General features: G+C 41.7%; 21 protein-coding genes and 1 pseudogene. All 22 read right to left on the bottom strand.

Going from position 1 to position 17,443, the window contains the following annotated elements:
- Positions 1-50 precede the first annotated feature (50 nt).
- Positions 51-908, bottom strand: coding sequence for a phage/gene transfer agent baseplate hub protein (locus MKL62_RS04495; protein WP_002126538.1), 858 nt, complete (start codon positions 906-908; stop codon positions 51-53).
- Positions 905-1,690: a DUF2460 domain-containing protein gene (locus MKL62_RS19640; RefSeq protein ID WP_005128469.1), complete on the bottom strand. Its 786-nt coding sequence runs from the start codon at positions 1,688-1,690 to the stop codon at positions 905-907. The genes MKL62_RS04495 and MKL62_RS19640 overlap by 4 nt, the downstream gene beginning before the upstream one ends.
- Positions 1,691-1,700: 10 nt before the next feature.
- Positions 1,701-4,475 (bottom strand): hypothetical protein, encoded by a 2,775-nt coding sequence (locus MKL62_RS04505; protein WP_005128467.1) that lies wholly within the window; start codon positions 4,473-4,475, stop codon positions 1,701-1,703.
- Positions 4,476-4,547: 72 nt separating this feature from the next.
- The gene (locus MKL62_RS04510) at positions 4,548-5,324 is read right to left on the bottom strand and encodes a hypothetical protein (protein ID WP_004738652.1); all 777 of its coding nucleotides are present in this window, start codon (positions 5,322-5,324) and stop codon (positions 4,548-4,550) included.
- 73 nt (positions 5,325-5,397) lie between these two features.
- Positions 5,398-5,625, bottom strand: a complete 228-nt coding sequence (locus MKL62_RS04515) for a hypothetical protein (protein WP_005128466.1) — start codon at positions 5,623-5,625, stop codon at positions 5,398-5,400.
- Between the two features lie 35 nt (positions 5,626-5,660).
- Positions 5,661-5,975, bottom strand: a complete 315-nt coding sequence (locus MKL62_RS04520; protein ID WP_001159815.1) for a hypothetical protein — start codon at positions 5,973-5,975, stop codon at positions 5,661-5,663.
- 6 nt (positions 5,976-5,981) lie between these two features.
- Positions 5,982-6,749 carry a hypothetical protein gene (locus tag MKL62_RS04525; protein ID WP_005128465.1) on the bottom strand — a complete coding sequence of 256 codons (768 nt, stop codon included), beginning with the start codon at positions 6,747-6,749 and terminating at the stop codon, positions 5,982-5,984.
- A 62-nt stretch (positions 6,750-6,811) separates the two neighbouring features.
- Entirely contained in the window at positions 6,812-7,255 is a 444-nt protein-coding gene (locus MKL62_RS04530; RefSeq protein ID WP_004834522.1) for a hypothetical protein, read from the bottom strand.
- Complete coding sequence (locus MKL62_RS04535) at positions 7,248-7,730, bottom strand: hypothetical protein (protein ID WP_005128464.1); 483 nt, start codon at positions 7,728-7,730, stop codon at positions 7,248-7,250. Before MKL62_RS04535 ends, MKL62_RS04530 begins: the two co-directional genes overlap by 8 nt.
- Before the next feature lie 7 nt (positions 7,731-7,737).
- The gene (locus MKL62_RS04540) at positions 7,738-7,929 is read right to left on the bottom strand and encodes a hypothetical protein (protein WP_001116149.1); all 192 of its coding nucleotides are present in this window, start codon (positions 7,927-7,929) and stop codon (positions 7,738-7,740) included.
- A gap of 9 nt (positions 7,930-7,938) precedes the next feature.
- The gene (locus MKL62_RS04545) at positions 7,939-8,322 is read right to left on the bottom strand and encodes a DUF4054 domain-containing protein (protein ID WP_005128461.1); all 384 of its coding nucleotides are present in this window, start codon (positions 8,320-8,322) and stop codon (positions 7,939-7,941) included.
- Positions 8,323-8,331: 9 nt separating this feature from the next.
- Positions 8,332-8,709, bottom strand: a complete 378-nt coding sequence (locus tag MKL62_RS04550; RefSeq protein ID WP_123785655.1) for a hypothetical protein — start codon at positions 8,707-8,709, stop codon at positions 8,332-8,334.
- Between the two features lie 12 nt (positions 8,710-8,721).
- Positions 8,722-9,702, bottom strand: coding sequence for a major capsid family protein (locus MKL62_RS04555; RefSeq protein ID WP_002126831.1), 981 nt, complete (start codon positions 9,700-9,702; stop codon positions 8,722-8,724).
- Positions 9,703-9,705: 3 nt separating this feature from the next.
- A complete protein-coding gene (locus MKL62_RS04560; RefSeq protein WP_088753205.1) occupies positions 9,706-10,176 on the bottom strand; it encodes a structural cement protein Gp24 in 471 nt (156 codons plus the stop codon).
- A gap of 18 nt (positions 10,177-10,194) precedes the next feature.
- Positions 10,195-11,394, bottom strand: a complete 1,200-nt coding sequence (locus MKL62_RS04565; RefSeq protein WP_188200089.1) for a DUF2213 domain-containing protein — start codon at positions 11,392-11,394, stop codon at positions 10,195-10,197.
- 77 nt (positions 11,395-11,471) lie between these two features.
- Positions 11,472-12,323 (bottom strand): hypothetical protein, encoded by an 852-nt coding sequence (locus tag MKL62_RS04570; protein WP_004834300.1) that lies wholly within the window; start codon positions 12,321-12,323, stop codon positions 11,472-11,474.
- Positions 12,324-12,394: 71 nt separating this feature from the next.
- Positions 12,395-13,207 carry a phage head morphogenesis protein gene (locus tag MKL62_RS04575; protein WP_005128457.1) on the bottom strand — a complete coding sequence of 271 codons (813 nt, stop codon included), beginning with the start codon at positions 13,205-13,207 and terminating at the stop codon, positions 12,395-12,397.
- Complete coding sequence (locus tag MKL62_RS04580) at positions 13,152-14,486, bottom strand: DUF1073 domain-containing protein (protein ID WP_005128456.1); 1,335 nt, start codon at positions 14,484-14,486, stop codon at positions 13,152-13,154. Before MKL62_RS04580 ends, MKL62_RS04575 begins: the two co-directional genes overlap by 56 nt.
- Before the next feature lie 8 nt (positions 14,487-14,494).
- Positions 14,495-16,021, bottom strand: a complete 1,527-nt coding sequence (gene terL, locus MKL62_RS04585) for a phage terminase large subunit (protein WP_005128455.1) — start codon at positions 16,019-16,021, stop codon at positions 14,495-14,497.
- Entirely contained in the window at positions 15,999-16,475 is a 477-nt protein-coding gene (locus tag MKL62_RS04590; RefSeq protein ID WP_000729394.1) for a DUF2280 domain-containing protein, read from the bottom strand. Before MKL62_RS04590 ends, terL begins: the two co-directional genes overlap by 23 nt.
- Before the next feature lie 58 nt (positions 16,476-16,533).
- On the bottom strand, positions 16,534-17,175 hold the full coding sequence (locus tag MKL62_RS04595; protein WP_002123467.1) for a putative metallopeptidase: 642 nt from the start codon (positions 17,173-17,175) through the stop codon (positions 16,534-16,536).
- Positions 17,144-17,443 (bottom strand): annotated as a pseudogene (locus tag MKL62_RS04600) (hypothetical protein); the annotation flags it as partial. The gene MKL62_RS04595 and the pseudogene MKL62_RS04600, both read right to left, overlap by 32 nt.

Here is a 17,443-nt window from a genome sequence, read left to right on the forward strand (position 1 = left end):
TAAAAAAAGCCCTGCAAATGCAGAGCTATGGATTAAAATTTTGTTAAAACTTAGACTGAAGTTTCAGGAATAGGAACATATGGTGCGCCTCTAAAGCGAGCGCGATTATTAAAGCGATTGTCACAAGTATCTAGTCGTTTATCACAACCCGGATATACACGAATCACCTCACCAATTGCAGGCATTTCTAAAAGCGGCAACGTAAGAAGTAATGCTCCCGTTTCATGCAATCGCACCGTGCGCTTAATACCAACATTAATACCCTCAAGAAACTCTACAACACCCTGAGTGAACCAGCCTTGAGGATGACTTAGATCACAGTGAATTCTATTTAAAGTACTGTTAGCACCAATGGTTGTATCAACTGCAAATTCTGAACTTAATAAGCCACAAGCCTGATCAAAAAGTGTATTTAAGCAACCCGGTTGATACAAATTACGTGGCATTTGTACTTTTAAATCATCTATTTCCGAAACAACACTCGCTTTAATCTCATATCGATCGAACTCAGGTTCAATAATACGCCCTTCAAATAAAACCATCGTTCCCGCACTAGTGTCTGTGGGAGTATTAATATCCATGAAAATGCGCTCTAATTTAAAGCGAGAACCATCTAAAATACCGTTATGGAAGGCCTGTGCAACGGGCACATCGCCAAACATTGTATTTTCAGTTGTTTCAATCGTAATAGATAAATTATCGACTTCAATTCCGAGTGAGAGACTAATACCTTCTCGACTTATAATTGGTCCATTAGAATGAAATACCTTGCCATCTACCACCAAATCAACATCGTAATTTGTGTAATGATATTCAATACCTTGTATTGTTGTAATGGTATATAGATCGGCCATAATAAACTGATCTGCATCCAACAATCTTATAAGCTTATCTGATGCTTTTCTCATACCTTATTTCCCAATGAACCAATTAAGTCAACTTTGTTAGATTTCCAAAGCTTATGCATAAAATTTACATATTCTTGCGTGTCTTCTTTAAAACGACATCGGTAATAGTAAGTACCTGAAACAGTTATTTCCTGATCTAAAGCAAGAGGTTCTGACAGGATCAGATATCCATCCTTAGTTATCTCAAATACGCCTTGTTTCCACATTAAAGCATCATCACTGACCCACATAGATTTAATCGCGTTTCGGTTCCACATGCTTTGATTAAAAGCCAAGATCTTTGGTTCGGTATGACTTAGGACTATCTTTTCGATCTGGGCTTCTGTTTCCCACCAACCTATGTAATCATCACCCCACATGAGTTTCTGCTCGTCTGTCCACATTAACTTTGAGTACTGATTCCACATTTGAGGATTCACATAATGTGGAATCGTAGGGTTTTGTTTGTGAGTTTGGAGAGTTTTATAAATTTGAAACTTCTGTGTAATGCCATCACCAACAAATGTGCAATTAAATTCATTATCTTCAGGCATCTTATAGAGAAAAGAATCAAATGATCCTCTCCTCTCTAGAAAAAAACTCTCAATAACTTGTAATTCAGATTTACCATTTCTTTCTCGCAAAAAACCGAAAGACAGTGAAATTTCATACTTTGGAAAAGATTGAAAGCTTGCTCTTAATTCACGACCATTTATTGATGTCATGATTTTGGTGTTAAACATCGGAGCTTTTGATAAGTCCCATTCAAGACCGGGTAATTCCGGAAAAATTGCATCAGACATAATAAATCACCTATTTACCAAAATTCCGGCTATACCCCTTTAAACCACCAGCCAAGTCACGACCATGCTTTTTCATGAAGTCTCTAACTCCTTTAGCATCTATGGCATTGATATTAAATACATTGGTGCCTCCTCCACCATCTGATGCTTCTGCTGCCCCAAAACTTGCACCGCTACGCAAGGCTTTGCCCATTTCACGAATGGTGTTTGCATGCTGTGAAGGTAAAACCATTTCATCCTCATGAAGCTGAGTGACTGGATTCACCCCGGACGGAATGTCGTATCCGCCTCGAGCAGATTTGATCTTGCCTGCAAGACCAGCGACCAAACCAAATGCAGCTGCACCAGCACCAACGGCGAGAATTGGACCGACATACGGAATTGCGACCATAGCTTTAAAAGCACCCGCCATTGCCTCCCATGCAGACATCATGATGCCTTTGATAGCTTCGGCAGCCTTTAAGCCTAAACGTGCTAAACCACCTGCTGCAGTAACGCTGGTACGTGTTGCTTCACCTGCAATGGTTGCCCCTGTTTGAGCAGCTTGGCCAGAAGCTTCTGCCGCCGTTTCAGCACCAACGAAGCCAAGCTTACGGGCCAACTTAATCGCTTGGATTCTTAACCAGCCTTGTAGCTCCTTTGTTGCTGTTTGCAAGGCAAATTGCCCCATGTCAGCTAGTACTGCTTTAGTTGCATTACTCCAAGTCAGTGTGCCATTCATAAGTGACTGAATGCCCTGATCCCATAGGTTAGAAAGCCGAGAAGTAAAGCCACCGAACTTAGCCTCAAAGTCCTTCATCTCCGCATCACTGATTAAGCCCATAGACTTAGTGTCAGCAACTCTCTGATCTGTCTCTAAATCAGAAATGTTGTTTGTGATTTGGTTTTGATTGCCCTGCTTACCCGTAATACCGGTTTGCTCGTTCTCAAGTGCTAAACGCTCTAAAAGACCTTGCCGTTTAATTTCACGTAACTGATCTTCTAGTTGTTTTTCCAACTGGACTTTACGGACATTTGAAATTTTCTTGGCGTCAAACTCTGCCTGAATTCGCGCTGCTTCAATTTCATATAGGCGTTGTGCTTGCTGTTGATAATTGTCTATCTGTTCTTCACGAGCTTTTTTGTATTCCTCAAACTCTTTTAAACGAATAGCAATAATCTTGTCGGATGCATCCTTCTCGGCTTTGACTTTGGCAGCTGATTTTTCATCGGCAGTCATTTTAGATTTTTCAATCTCATCTAATGCCTTTTGCAGATCTAAAGCGACTTTCTTTTCTTCGGATGCATATTTATACCGAATATCAGCCAGCGCTTTAGCTGCTTGTTCAGCTTGGCGTACAGCATCGGACTTACCCTGCTTTGCCTTCTCTGATTTACCACCATCAGGATTGAGTGCCTTATTTTGTCCGATACCAGAAGTAACCCCTTTACTGCCACCTCTAGCACCTAATTGTGCATTCTGTATGTCAATCTTTGCCTGAGTTAAACGATCAAAAGAAGGTGTTCCACTAAAGATATTAGAAGCTGAATTAATTGCGGCTTTGGTGGTACCAGCAATATCAACCACAGTATCTTTGGTTTCAGTCCAGATTGCCTTAACGCCACCAGCCAGAGCCTTACCTTTAGCCAAGATCCCATCCGCATTTACAAAGTTTACGGCAGTACTTCCAATAGTCCTTAGGTTACTCATAACACCAGACATTAATCGCACAAGATTTTGTAATCCAGCTCCAAGCCCAACAATAACGACTGCCACGCCCTTGGCAACCGAGCCTAATGTCTGAATAACTCCGGTAAATGCTCCACCTTTTGTGGTGCCATTCATAAAATGACTAATAACACCGCTTAAAGCTGGCATCACTGCTTGAGCCAATTGATTTTTTAAGCCGGTGTACTGCATTTGAAGTACTTCAGTTTGAGCCTTTAATTCAATAGATTTTTGAATTGCCTCTTCACCAGTAATAATCCCTGCTTCTTCCATAGCAGACTGATATTCTTTCCAAAGCTTACCGCCATCTTGCAATATTGGAATTAAACCAGTGAGATCAGAGCCCATACTTTCAAGGTAGAACGACATTTGTTGCTGGTTGACTCCAGCTTCTTCCAGCTTATCTACATAGGTTTGTAAGGCTTCTACCCCATCCATCTTGGACATTTCTTCGGCGAGCTTTTTTGCCCCCTCAGCACCAGACTCCGTTTTAACGGCGATTTGCTCAAAAAAATCTTTAGCACCACCAGAACCTACTGATGCAAACTCACCGATCTTTTCATTAAAGTCTTTCATCATGTCTGAGAGTTTTTCTTGAGAAAAACCCAAAGTTTGAGCTGCACCTGACAAACCCTGAAATGACTGTATCGAGGTATTTGCTAAGGCTGAGAATTTCGCAAGTTCAACATTGTTATTAGCCACTTCAATTGCCAATGTTGCTAAGCCTGCAGTAGCTGCTATGGTCCCACCCACTGCTAAACCAGCAACTGCGCCTGCAGCAACCAATGCACCACCACGCAGAGCTCCTAACTTGGAAGTAATACCATCAAATGCTGACCCTATTTTTGATCCACCAAGTGCATCACTAATTTGGTTCTTAAAACCTTCTGAAATGGATTTAGAAACGTCATCAAACTGTCGCTTGACACTCGAGAGATCAAACTTAAATCTCACCCCTTTAGTGGTATTCTCAATTTGCTTAGCGGAATCAGAAACAATCTTTTCAGCATCATCCATACCTTTTTTAAGTTCGGAAGTCTTCGCACCAACGTGCACTTCCACTCGATTGTTGCTCATAATTCCTCTCTTATAGGCATAAAAAAACCGCCATTAAGGCGGTTCATTAAAAACTATGGATAATCAGAATTTTTATCTTAAATTTTTCGTACCCAAGAATAAGACTGCATTATCTCGGTTACTTGTTTCAGTCACTGCATATAAAGTTTTGTCAGCTGAATCATAATAAGCCACACCATTAACTGACTGTCCTGCCAGATAGCAAGGTGAATAACCGAAAACTAAATCAACGTTGTAGTAAGGTGCATTTTCTTCAGCTGCTATTTTCCCTGAGAACGTGCAGCCACTTTGTCCCTTACCTGAAATCACACCCGTATTTGAGATAGTTAAATTCGCATCTTCAATACCTTGCACAATCACCGATTCTCCATAATAGGTGCCTGCAATTGTCGCTAGATTGGATGCTGTGTTGTTTAAATCCGTTTCATATACGGTATCGAATGTAACCTGATTTGAAGGCGAGTATGTGATTGTGCCTTTCAGGCTCTTCTTGGAATCAACTGTTCCACTAATTGATGTATTGTAAACGGTAGCACCACCAAAATAAAAGTCTTTCCCGCTATTGGCTTTTATCGTATTGCCAGAAACAGTGAAGTTTCCAGTCATGAATCCAGCAATACCAGAAGAATAAGGTGCTGAATATAAGAACCAGAATTTATTATTTTTATCCACTAATCCGACTACGTTCTGTTCTTGATTGGTCTTTCCAGTGTAAATACCTTTGACTTCAGCTTTTGATACTGGTGGGTTGTTACCCTCATTATTGGAAGATGAAGAATCACCTCCGCCACCTCCACCGCAAGCAGCCAAAGTCAAAGCTAAAAGACTCACCCCTAATACTGTTTTCATGGTTATATCCAAGTTGTTATAAAGTTCACACAAACTTTAACCAACTCAAGTATATAAATCAATCAGGGCAGCCTCAACCACCCTGTGGAAAATTCGACAAAACTTCCAACATATCTTCCTCCTCATCATCTGAAACGGTAATAGCTGGCGGAGTTTCATCAATACCCATAAGTGTTTCCAAAATACGACAAAGCCGTTGTATTCCAATATGCGCGGGAGGGTTACTTTGCTGATACGCACTTAATGCTCTTAATCTAGGCAGGTCCATTTCATTACGCACATAGTCGTAATCTTTACCCATTGTCAGGACTAAATGCGTGTACAGCTCCTCCCAGTTTATTCCCCCGAGCTTTCACCTACGGGTTTACCTGTATATTCCAAGCCGGACGTTTTAGTTACTAGGGCTAATACTTCTTCCATGTTACCCATATCTAAGAGCTCATCCGAAACATATTCACGGGTAATATCCGGGTAATTCCGTTTTAAACAAATATGAGCCATATCCACGATTACAGACACAGGCACATCATTTGAGCTTAATTGCTCTTGGAAACGCTCAAGTGTACCCAATGGTGCCGGAGCAAAAATCCAAGTCTGACCAGCTATTTCTTTACTATTACCACGCGGGTTATCAACTTGCTTAAATTGCATCTGGCATTACTCCGATAAATCAATTTTGAAAACACGGTTAAGATCGTCAGCCATAGGCTGGAATTCAAACTCAGGAATATCGTAATCGTCCTGTTTTGAACTGAATCCAAGTTTGTTACTGGTACAACGGAAGAAATTCATGTGCATGAACTTGCCTTTGTAGTCACGTTGCAGGTCAACGGCAAACTCTGGCGTATAACCCATATCTAGGTTTGATACAGTGATTGACTTAGCACCCGCTACCATTGCTGAATAACGGAAGTTAATAAATACCGTTTTACCTGCATCGGCAGCAGCAAATGTATAAGCACCGGTTGCCGCATCTACACTGTATTGCCCTGTTGTTGGCGCTGAAGCTACACGTTTAAGGGGAATTGCTTTCGCATCCGTTACGCCTAGATCCTTTACGAACGTACCGCTATTAGGAACAACCGGAGTAACAGTACCGCCAGCCGGAATCACTTCACCATTAATGGTTTGGGAAACTGTTTCAATTCCACCTTCAGCAACAACGCCACCGAAAAAAATTGAATTTAACAATGTACCGTTAATACGTCCGAAAGAAGCTTTACATTTAATAGTACCTTTACCGCGTGCAGCATCTACGGCGAATTGACCACGACCGAAAAGCTCTTTTAAGTCATAGCTAATATCCACACCAACGGATTGCATCACCCCCACTTCTACTGGTGTGGGATTAATAATCGGTTGCCCGTATACATCTTGAATCGGTGTAGCAAAGATCTTGCCGGCACCAAATAAATATTGAGCCATTTATTTTGACCTCTCTAAAATGACAAAACCGCCATCGAGGCGGTCATAAAATGAATATTTTGTTAATTGGTTGTGAGGATCCGGATAGGGATAATGGCAATCGCCTGATCATCTAGCATGTTTTCTACTGCTTCATACACTTCTATTGTGCCTTCAATCCAGCAATGCTCAACCAAACCTCCCAAGGTCTGACATTCATTAAAATCTGGATGATCTGGCTGAATAGCTTCACGTACACGATCGATGAATATATTCATCTGCGATGATGGCGGCTTTGTAGTGTCCGATTCATGAATATAGAGATAAACCTCAGCAGCTAGTTCAACTTTTGAATCCATACCATGTACCGGGACTTCTTGCTGATTGCCTTGTGTAATAAACATGGCTGGGCGCTGTTCTGGTGTTACATGGTTAAAGTGACGTAAACGGCGACTTACCGTAATCAATCCTTCTACCCTTGTGCTTAACCTTTCAAACAACGCCTGATAGATTGCTTCGCTATCCACCTGCTATACCTCGCTCAATTGCTGCATCAATATTTTTCGGCACAATCTTGGCCACGATATCCAGTGAATCACGCATGAACCGCAATTCTCTAAATCGAACATTCCTAGAATGGGCCTTAATATTGACCTGAACAGGTGAAATAGGTCGGCCAAACGCCTGTTTAATCGTCCTGAGGTGAGCTTTAACACCCAAAGCTCCGTTTAGACCAAACTCATGTGCAGGTGCATATGGGACCAAAGCACCACCAGCGCCTACGGTTCCCTCTATGAAATCCTTATCCTCATCCACCTTTGATGAAACGGATCCACGCAAACGGCCAGACTGAACTTTGAGTCGTTGGCCACTTAACATGTCTTCCTGAACAATCCGCTGTAAGCGCAAAGTAAGAGCGTTAACCGTGCGTCTTATTTCAAACCTAACGCGATTATTCATCTCATCAAAATTGACCTGAGCATCAACACGATAATCGCTCATAACTTAATTACTCTTTAGCAGATGCTGCAGATTTCTTTGGCTCAACCACTTCAACATAACGCTCAAAACCTAAGGGCTTTAAAATATGGATAATGTCATTATCCGATTCCAAAACGCCGTTTTTGATATCTAGGTTTTGCCCGGCAATAACGAGTTTGGTTGGCTTATAACCTTCTGGTGCCTGATATTTAAAAGGCATGGGATTCTCCTATACGACAAAAGCACCGACACCCAAACGGTTAGGGTTTGTGCCTTCATCATCAATTGGAATTGAATTTTTTAACGCAAGGTAGCGTTGGCCATACATGCTGAGATCATAGAAAGCTTCTTTCGATGATCGTGAATAACTCACACTTTGGCCCGCAATTGTCATGCTTGAGGCGGTACCAAAAGCAGCACCATTGCCACTTACAGTACCCACTTTAAGAATATGTGCTGCATATAGACCTACAGCACGTTCCTTTAATGCCCCGAACTCAATTTGAGAAACAATCAGATCCGCCTCTTCTAAAGCATCTTGAATTTTTGCATCTGGCAAAGACATTAAACTCGAATCAGTCGAGAATTTCTGGCGAAACGTTTGTACGTCCATACAATCACCTTATTCTTTAGCTTGAGCCAACTTAGCTTGTAACTGCTCAAGTGTTTCATCATCACTAAACGTTACTTCAAGCGCTGTTAATTCAGCTTTCACGGTGGCCAAAGCAGCTTCTTCTGCAGCTTTTGCCGCATCACCTGCTGCATCGTTTTGTTTACCGCCTTTACCACCACGGCCACCGGTTTTACCACCTGCCTTTGGTTCTTCATCTGGGATTTCCTGAACTTCGAGCTCACCTTTTTCAACGAGTGATTTAAAGGCTTTACCTTTTGAAATACGTGTGAGATCCGAAGCACTAACTTGTACGGTTTGGCCTTGACCGACTTGAATCCCATCAAAAGAAAAAGCGGCCTGAGAGCCGCTGTAAGTAATTTTTGGCATGTTTAGTAATCCTTATTCAACATCGTAGTAGCGGAGAGAATCGACACGTTTTAAATAGACACCTTCATACATATAGTGTCCCGGTGTACGCATCACATAATTGATAGGTTGAGCTGCCAAGAATTCCAGTTCATTACAACGGAAAGTAATACAGCTCGGATCACGGCGATAAATAATACTGCGGTCAGTACCACCTTCACCTTTACCTTCAAGCATACTTTCAGAAGTGAATGTCAGTGTTTTACCTTGCATTGCAAAGGTGTTCTTTTCCTTAATGTATTCAAGGAAAGTTTTACCCGCTGAATCTGGAACAATACGGCTCGCTAGAATAGTGAACTTATTCTCAGGCATCACGAAAGTATCAGGTTGAATACTGCCATCGAACTTAGAGGCATTAGAAGCACCTTTAATTGCCTTATTGATATCGGCAAGAATGACCTCTACTGTGGCAGTCGTATAATCTACCGTAGAAGTAATCACCTCAACACCTGTTTGATTATAGAAGCCTAGCAAACCAGTTTCAGGCTCGCCAAACCAAGCGACATCACTCATGTGATTTTCATAGGCCAATCGAGCTGCTGCAACTTTGTCAGTCGTTAACTGGATACCTGCTTTTAAGGCAGCTGCAGCATCAAAAATACTGATTTCATAACCAATAACACCAGGCTGTACAGTGAGTTTTACTTCATCGTAAACAACCTCTGCTAATGGCACATCATTACCTTGACCTGAGAAGCGCTTACCACGTCCTACACCTCTCTTACGTTGCAAGACACTAGCCGAACCTATAACTGCACCTTCCAATCCTTCAATTGGTAAGTACTTTGCATAAGCTTGGGCTTCAGCAAGTTGCGGTGTCATTTCATCGATTGATTCAAGCTTTAATAATAACTTGGCAAAGTTATCTAAATTAAATGCATCCCCTACAGCGATTTGCACCCCATGTGCAACTGCTGATAGGCGGATTTTCATTTGTTCTAATTGTTTTGACATTGATTATGCTCCACGTAAACGAAGAATAGCTAATCCATCAGGACCAGTGATGGTTTCCCAAGAGGCATTAGGTAGTTCCGTAGAATCTAATGCTGAAGAAGAAAGTGAACCAAGTGGCGCTTGGGCAGTAGGGTTCGAAGTACGTACATAAACCTTCGCATTGATATCGATCACTGGAGCTGAAGGCTTCACCCAGATAGAACCGATTTGCATTACAGGTGCACAGTCCTTAGCTTGATAGGCTTCTTTACCTAAGGCATTTTTTCCAGATTTACCCACGTGCTGAAAAACCACTACACCAAACTTTGTATTGGTTGCCCCAGTTACTGCGCTTACGGTTTTCCCGTCAGCAGATTGGACCACCACTTCGCCGTCACTAACTACGCCAGTACCAGCAACTGGCAAAGATAAAATTTCTTCGGGCATGTGCAGGCGAGCACGCATACCCGGAATAGCTTGAGGGGTTAAAGACATTTGCAGTTCTCCAGTTAATTAGAAACTTTGTTTCCAAGCTTCTTTTTTGTTGTTTGGTTTAGGCTCCCCATCTACTGGTTTACCGTCACCAGTTTTAACTTGCTGTTGCTGGTGAAGAGCATCACCTACAGGATTAGAAGGATGTGTACCCTTCACAGCACAGAGTGCACGGAAAGTTGTGTCGATCTGCTCTGGCTTTGCATCACCTACTGATACGTTACCCATCAAAGCAGTTACTAAAGCATCACCCGCTTTAGCAGCAATTACATCACGTTTGATTTGCTCGCATGTGCAGCCTTCAGTTTTAACTGTTGGCACCAATGCTTTAGCATCCGCAATAACAGCAGCACGTTCAGCAGCAGCTTGCTCAAGCTTTTCAGGCGTCATCTGGTTCTTTTCCAGATCACCTACTTTTTGCTCCAGTGCTGTTTTTTCGGCATGCAATTGATCTACAACCGCTTGAATGGCACCTAGTTCATCACCGATAGAAAATTGCTTATCACCAACTTTAAGTTTTGCAGCCTTCAAGTTTTCCAGCTGCTCTTGTTGCTGCTTTAATGCATCGGCCAGAGGCGTGTTATCGCCGATGTTAAAACGGATACCGTTTACAATTACTTCCATTGTTTTATTCCCCTTTGGTGGAGTTTGCTGTTTGTCACCGATGCGGCAATCACCACCACAACGGCCATATTTAACGAGTGCTACGTGATTGCCAATAAAATTGGTAAATTTGGCTTGATACGGCGTGCCATCTGGCGCAGTACCCTGCTCAACGATTAATAAGGCTCCATAGCCAAGCGACATTTCTAGCCGCTCGTTGCTTTGGATCAGATCAATGCTGATCTTGTCTTTAATAAGCAAATCGCCCACCAGATAATCACCTTCCTGCCGGACGTTCTCACAATAGCCAATGTGATAATCCTTCCAGTTAGAAGCGTTAATTTCATTTTTAGGCGGGTGATAGTCAGTAGTGTCTACACCATTGAAGCTTTGAATAGCCTCAGGCTTGAAAAGCTCTTCTGCAGGCGTGTAGACATTAATGACTTGATCAGCGGTATAACCTTCCAGTGATGGAAACTCATACGCATAGTACTGACGTACTTGAGGCGCTTTAGCTAAGCGAACATTGACGCATTTCAGATACCCCTCTTTGGTAAATGAGCGTGTCGATTCGCTTGGCGCAAAGTCACCAATTTTGAGTTGGTAAATGGTTTTCATAAATTGCGCTCAATAAAAAACCCACCAAATGGTGGGTTTGAAATATCAGATTTAATTTCCTGTGATGAAAATTTTCTTTATTCGTAATCTAAGGTAAATCTATGGCCTGTTTCCTTAATTATATAAACAAATCTTTGATTAGCCTCATCCATCTCCAAACCGATAGTTGCTATTTCAGTTGTTCTTTTTTGAGGGTCAGCCTCTAATATTTGATCAATATTCGTAGAAATTGCATCAAATGAGTTCTCAAATGTAATTAAAATCCTCTGAACATTCGTTATGGCTTCTACAGGCGATCCATTAGCAACAACACCAAAACCTGGTGGGTGATATTCTGTACCATCCTTTACTCTAACTGTTGTGTTGTAGCCTTTACGTCTTAAAATTTTATATTGCTCTTCTGTCAATGGTTCGCTAGTCGATTCAGACTTAAAACTAATTAGTAGATTAGGCCAATTTTCATGAATAGTTTCGATGATATCTAAATCGCACCAATCGCCATGTGAGAAAATACCAATAATGTGTGCTTGAGAGTTAGAAAAGTGGATAAACAATAAATCCGACGTTCTTTCCATATACCCATCACTTTCCACAACATTACCTAAATGAAAATGCTGGATTCTCCAATGAGATAACATATCATCATTATAATCTAGCTTTTTAAGGTTTCTGCTTTGATATTTATTTAAAGAGTTTCCTTTTTCTATATCTAAAATAATTTTTTGATAAGCACCTAAATGTTCAGCAGGTATGACTAAATTTTGAGGTTCAATCACCTCTCTCGGTTGAGCGTTAATAATTCTGTACTTATAACGTTGATATAAATGAATTGGTCCATTTGTTCCAGCCTTATAATTACCAAACTCACTAACTAATTTTTTATGACAGTAATCTTCGTAATCTTTTAAAATTTCATTTTTAATTTCCATTACCCCACCTTAATAAAATGATTAAATAAAATTTAATTACCAAGTTATTAAAATCTCATAAAGTAATTAAATTAATCAATCAAAATATCCTCATAATTAGGCAAAGCTGTGCAACGACAACGAATAGGCTGACCGGGATGCCCACCATCTGGCGGTGAATCCCATCTAAATGTCTTGCCCTGCTTATGTTGATGATCTGGCCTTACACGCTCATCTTTCGCCGTTTGCCATGTGTATGTCTCAACACCCATTGAAAGCTGTCGGGCTTGGTTAATTTGGCCGTTAATCTTGCCCATCTGATCACTAGCAATAAGACGTGCACGATAATCAGTAGATAATCCTAATTGCTTAATAGCTTTGGCCAACTCTTCATTAGTTTGTCCAGTCTGCAAAGCATTGGTGATTAATACCTCAAGCTTATCGGCATATTGCTGCGGAATAGACTTAATCAAACTGACATTTGCCGTAATGTTTAGATCTACCTCGTCTTGGATATCAGCAGCTCGATAAAACGGCGTAAGATCCACACCAATAATTGTTTTGGTGTGCTCTGCAATTTGCTTGTCCACTTCCTTTTGGGTGTCAGTCACAACCTTTGTGGCCAACGGACGGGAAACCTCAACAACATACTTTGTGAGCTTTTCCCTAAACGCCGCCATCATGTCAGAGAACCATGCATCTCCGATGTTCTGGCCTACTGTAGGAATAACTAATTCCTTAGTTTGTTCCTGACAATATTTTGAGATAGCCAGTAATTGCCGTGTGTAATAAAGCTCTACACGGCGGTTTACGTGCACGGCTCTCGGCTTAGAAGCTTTACGACCTTTTTTACGTTTCTTCGCCTGCTGGAGGTGGGGTTTCAGGATCTGAATTATCGTTGTCATTAAGCTTCACCATTGTCTCAAGCTCTTTGATATGTTTTTCATCAATCACTGAATAAACACCATCAATAACAAGCTGTTTTGCTATCTGTGGCTCTGTGATGATGCCCATTTCTAAATACTTGGAATCCCGTTCAGCGTTAGCTTTCTCAACTTCAGAGCGGACCTTAGCGTCTAATTGCCATAGAGGATTGAACACAACATCTAAGCTTGGAATCTGACGACCAAATGTGGCTTGAACAATTACTCTTAAAAGCTTCATCATGAATGGCTTTAAGGACCATATTTGCTTAGTTGCAATACTGTCGTAATAGTTCCGTGTGTCATGCTCGCCTGTTGCATTCATCCCTGCAGGTGATTGACCGAATAAAATCGTATATGGCATATCAGCTGCACCAGCAGTTTGAATCGAATACTCACGCATGAGGTCAGGCAGACCGCCAAAGCTATAAGATTTAGAGTCATACTCCTCCTCTTTATCCAAGACGATCATGCCATTCAAGCCCTTAAGCAATCCGACACTAAGAAAACGTTCAGCTACGGATTTCATATCCTCTTTGATCTTATCGACCAAGTTAGGTGTTCTAATCACGTCAATTTTTGATTCATGGACCAGACTAGCAGTGGCTTTCTTTACGGCAGCATGATCAAGTAGATCCTCATAAACTTCCTGTAAGACACTTACAGGCTCTTCATTGACCACATCTGCATGACCAAATTTAATTAAGCGGGTGTGGTGGATCCGTTGGTTAGATTTACCATCAAGCTTTAGCTTGTAAAATTCAGGCTGCTTTAAAACGCCACCTGCCTCCTTAGGCGATAAATATTTACTGGTATCAGCTTCAATGTGCTTTTTCTTAAGCACCGTGAAAAACTCTAAACGACCAATACCTAACTTGTTTAAATCAAACGGTTGATCTAAGTTGCCGCCGTCCACTGTTCCTAGAAGCACATAGCAAACACCATATAAGCGAGAAAGTACTAAACTAGATAAGAGCACCCCATCTAAGTTAAATGCCTTACACGCCTCTTTAAGCTTTAGTAAATCGTTATCCTGAATCCCTTCAAAAAACCAACCAGCTCGGAGCATGTCACTTGCTGGACGGTTTACGATGCGCTTAGCCAACCAGTGTTGATACACGGCTTCTAATTGCTCATCAGGAATTACTTTCTTAACGAAAGAACCGTGTGAAGCTTTGTCACGTTGGGTACCAATATTTGAGACAAAGTTTGTATACGCCCCTGCATCGCCAATTGCATCGGGCTTTTTAGTTTCAGCCATAATTTCCTCTAATCAAATACAGTTGGCTTTTTGGCTAATGAATCATTAATTGCATCAATGGTCGGGTCCCACTGGTCGTCATGATCATGTGACCAATCAGCAGTAAGGCCTTCAATCTCTTCAATGTAATTCAATAGCCACGGTGCATTAGCTGGCAACCAAACACGGCGTTCTTCAACATAAAGAATGACATCCATAGTCCTTGATAGCTTGTCAGTACTTCGCTGAATCGCACGTATTGGTAAAGTGGTCTGCTTAGATATGGACTGAATTAAACCGGTACCACTCGCCTTATCCTCTACAGCCATATAACGAAGCTTGCCGATCTTTGTGTTACTGTCCTTATGTTTATTGATAAAAGCTTTAGCTTCTTTCAATAGCTCTGGTGCTTCCCATTTGCCACGCTTCACATCGATGATGTAAAGGTTATTGTCATAGCCAAGACCTGCGCATAAGAACACTGAAAAGTCATTATGCTCTTTTGTCTTTTGCGCCGTATCTGCCCAAATCGCACGCCATTTAAGAACAGGTAAGTCTAGGTAACGTGGGAACCATTCAGCTTTAACCAGATCACCACCCAGCTTTTTAGGGTTCTGCATATATTGGCTTGCAAATGTATAGCGTGACACTGTGGCGCCGTCTTTATCTTCTCCGCCTTTCTCCAGCTGCAGCAAAGAAAGTAAAGATTCTTTTAACGGCCAATAGCTTTGTCGACCTTTCTCATCACGTTCAACATCACGTGGGATTTTGCGCTGTATGTGCTCTGGTAGCTTACTGATGTACTCATCATCAATAAGTGCGGGAATACTGATCTGTTCCCACTCACCAGGTACATTACCCGTCATCACAAAGTTAGTCGGATCTTCAACGTGTAACCGCTGCATGATCAAAATAATTGGCGTGTCAGATTTAGCTTTACGAGAGTTGACCGTATTTAGGATTTTACGGTTTGCTTTACGTCTTGCTGTCTGGCTAAATGCATCCTCAGGCTTTAATGGGTCATCCAGAATAATCGCACCGGTAAAGCCCTCATTAGCTAATGTACCGGCACGGCGACCAGTGACCTGCCCACCCATTGATGCAGAATAAACATGACCAGCATCGTAACCATCTACTGTTGTTTTCCAGCTAGACTTAGCATCCGTACTGGTAGAAATCTTTACTGGCCATAAACTCTGAAAGTCTTCTGACTTAACAATGTTCCTTGCTGTTGCAGATACATCCTCTACAAGTGATTGCGAGAAAGACAAATACAAAAAGCGCGAACGAGGATTACGAGCTATACCACGGGCAATAAGATTTGTGAGTAGTTCAGTCTTACCGCTTCCGGGTGGAACGTTAATAACTAGGTTTTTAACCTTGCCAGCTATAACCTCATCAATCTTGTCGGCAATATATTCATGATGCCAATTGACCGAAAACTTAAAACCCATGCGAGGCAAGAAAAATGCTCGTGTGAAAAATAAATGTTCTTTCTCACATTTGATCCGCTTAGCTTTGGTTTTAACAGGATCAATATTCGTTCTCGAGTTCATCTATCGCCTGCCTTACCTGCTCATCGGTAGCAGTCACATAGGTAATGTTTTCGCTTTGTAATGGACCGCCGCCAGCGCCTGTAATTTCAGTCTTATTCGTGTACTTGCCGCCTATGTCCTCAGCAGCTTGCTTAAGAATGCTTAAAGCTGCTACACGGTTTCTACTGTGCTTTTGATATTGGCTTTCATATCGCTGTAAACGCACCGCTAAGTTTGCAATTGGGATTGCCTCAGGCTTACCCAAAAACATTTCGCGAGTCTTTTCAAAATCTTTTCTTAATTCTTCACTCAGGTTCTCGCCTGCCCGTTTTGTCGGATCGTATTTCTCACACTGCTGTTTAGTAACTTTTATCCCGTATTCTTGGTTGACGAGCTCAGCAGTTTCTGTGGGTGTATTAAATACGGCAAGTGAGCGAACTATAAAGAGTTTTACCTCTTTTTTTAGAGCCGCCATATCCTCAATCCTGTCAACCTACGTCAACCTAAATAGCCAAAAAAAAGAGCCTCAAGGCTCAGGTAATTACGCAGTTTCCACAGCATTTCGAAATATCTAAATCAGAAACAAACGGCGGATTTTTAGCGACCTCAATTAATCGCTTAACGTTTTCATTTGCACCCCAGCGTTTAACAACACCGATGAACTCTTCCACATCGTGACCAGCTAAATAGTGCTTTGGTAATCCAGTATGATCACTGTAAATAATCTCACCGTCCGAGTCTCGTTCTACACCAATGTGATAAAGCTCATGTTCAAGCAAAGCACAGAACTCGCTATCGTTTGCCTTTTCACAAAAGCTTGCATCGATTGTGATTAAGTAAACTGGAACGAATCCGAACCAGTCGCGCATTTGCTGCTCTTGTCGGGCTTTCTTCCAGCCACCTTGTTGAAACATAACCTTTTCACATTGGCCAAGCACCATACGCTTAGCTCTGGTATAAGCAGAAGAAGCCCATGCAAAAGCCAAGAAACCCTCATTGTCATGAAGCATCTCAGCAATATGGTCATGGTCTGGATTATGTAAAGGACCACCAAGCGTAAGAAAATTAGCAACTACCCATTGTTTTAAATCAGGTGCCGGTATTAAACGGAGTGCTTCCTCTTCTTCTGCCTGATCCATAAAATCAGTTGGAGGAAATGGTCTGATCTGATCCATTAAATATTTGCCTCTTTAAATTTTTAAGCCATTGGCTTGCGAAATGAGCTTGGATCTGTAATGGACCAGATTCATTAATCTTAAATCTTGGTGCTGCCTCTAACCGAACAACGGTATATCCCATTTCTTCAGCAACATCGTAACGGTCCATACTCCACGCCTTTGTTGCCAGCTTGCCCTTTCGTCCACCTGACCAGGGACCGCCAGCAATTTCAACTAAAATACGATGTTCAATTAAATGAAAATCAAAACGCCAATGCTTTGTTGA

Origin of the sequence: Acinetobacter sp. AOR01_HL, from assembly GCF_027855455.1 — a bacterium.
Taxonomy (GTDB): domain Bacteria; phylum Pseudomonadota; class Gammaproteobacteria; order Pseudomonadales; family Moraxellaceae; genus Acinetobacter; species Acinetobacter baumannii.

Bases quoted from the DNA above. Each gene is read 5' to 3' on its own strand.
- MKL62_RS04495 (WP_002126538.1), bottom strand. From the start codon at position 908: ATGAGAAAAGCATCAGATAAGCTTATAAGATTGTTGGATGCAGATCAG.
- MKL62_RS19640 (WP_005128469.1), bottom strand. From the start codon at position 1,690: ATGTCTGATGCAATTTTTCCGGAATTACCCGGTCTTGAATGGGACTTA.
- MKL62_RS04505 (WP_005128467.1), bottom strand. From the start codon at position 4,475: ATGAGCAACAATCGAGTGGAAGTGCACGTTGGTGCGAAGACTTCCGAA.
- MKL62_RS04510 (WP_004738652.1), bottom strand. From the start codon at position 5,324: ATGAAAACAGTATTAGGGGTGAGTCTTTTAGCTTTGACTTTGGCTGCT.
- MKL62_RS04515 (WP_005128466.1), bottom strand. From the start codon at position 5,625: ATGGGTAAAGATTACGACTATGTGCGTAATGAAATGGACCTGCCTAGA.
- MKL62_RS04520 (WP_001159815.1), bottom strand. From the start codon at position 5,975: ATGCAATTTAAGCAAGTTGATAACCCGCGTGGTAATAGTAAAGAAATA.
- MKL62_RS04525 (WP_005128465.1), bottom strand. From the start codon at position 6,749: ATGGCTCAATATTTATTTGGTGCCGGCAAGATCTTTGCTACACCGATT.
- MKL62_RS04535 (WP_005128464.1), bottom strand. From the start codon at position 7,730: ATGAGCGATTATCGTGTTGATGCTCAGGTCAATTTTGATGAGATGAAT.
- MKL62_RS04540 (WP_001116149.1), bottom strand. From the start codon at position 7,929: ATGCCTTTTAAATATCAGGCACCAGAAGGTTATAAGCCAACCAAACTC.
- MKL62_RS04545 (WP_005128461.1), bottom strand. From the start codon at position 8,322: ATGGACGTACAAACGTTTCGCCAGAAATTCTCGACTGATTCGAGTTTA.
- MKL62_RS04550 (WP_123785655.1), bottom strand. From the start codon at position 8,709: ATGCCAAAAATTACTTACAGCGGCTCTCAGGCCGCTTTTTCTTTTGAT.
- MKL62_RS04555 (WP_002126831.1), bottom strand. From the start codon at position 9,702: ATGTCAAAACAATTAGAACAAATGAAAATCCGCCTATCAGCAGTTGCA.
- MKL62_RS04560 (WP_088753205.1), bottom strand. From the start codon at position 10,176: ATGTCTTTAACCCCTCAAGCTATTCCGGGTATGCGTGCTCGCCTGCAC.
- MKL62_RS04565 (WP_188200089.1), bottom strand. From the start codon at position 11,394: ATGAAAACCATTTACCAACTCAAAATTGGTGACTTTGCGCCAAGCGAA.
- MKL62_RS04570 (WP_004834300.1), bottom strand. From the start codon at position 12,323: ATGGAAATTAAAAATGAAATTTTAAAAGATTACGAAGATTACTGTCAT.
- MKL62_RS04575 (WP_005128457.1), bottom strand. From the start codon at position 13,207: ATGACAACGATAATTCAGATCCTGAAACCCCACCTCCAGCAGGCGAAG.
- MKL62_RS04580 (WP_005128456.1), bottom strand. From the start codon at position 14,486: ATGGCTGAAACTAAAAAGCCCGATGCAATTGGCGATGCAGGGGCGTAT.
- terL (WP_005128455.1), bottom strand. From the start codon at position 16,021: ATGAACTCGAGAACGAATATTGATCCTGTTAAAACCAAAGCTAAGCGG.
- MKL62_RS04590 (WP_000729394.1), bottom strand. From the start codon at position 16,475: ATGGCGGCTCTAAAAAAAGAGGTAAAACTCTTTATAGTTCGCTCACTT.
- MKL62_RS04595 (WP_002123467.1), bottom strand. From the start codon at position 17,175: ATGGATCAGATCAGACCATTTCCTCCAACTGATTTTATGGATCAGGCA.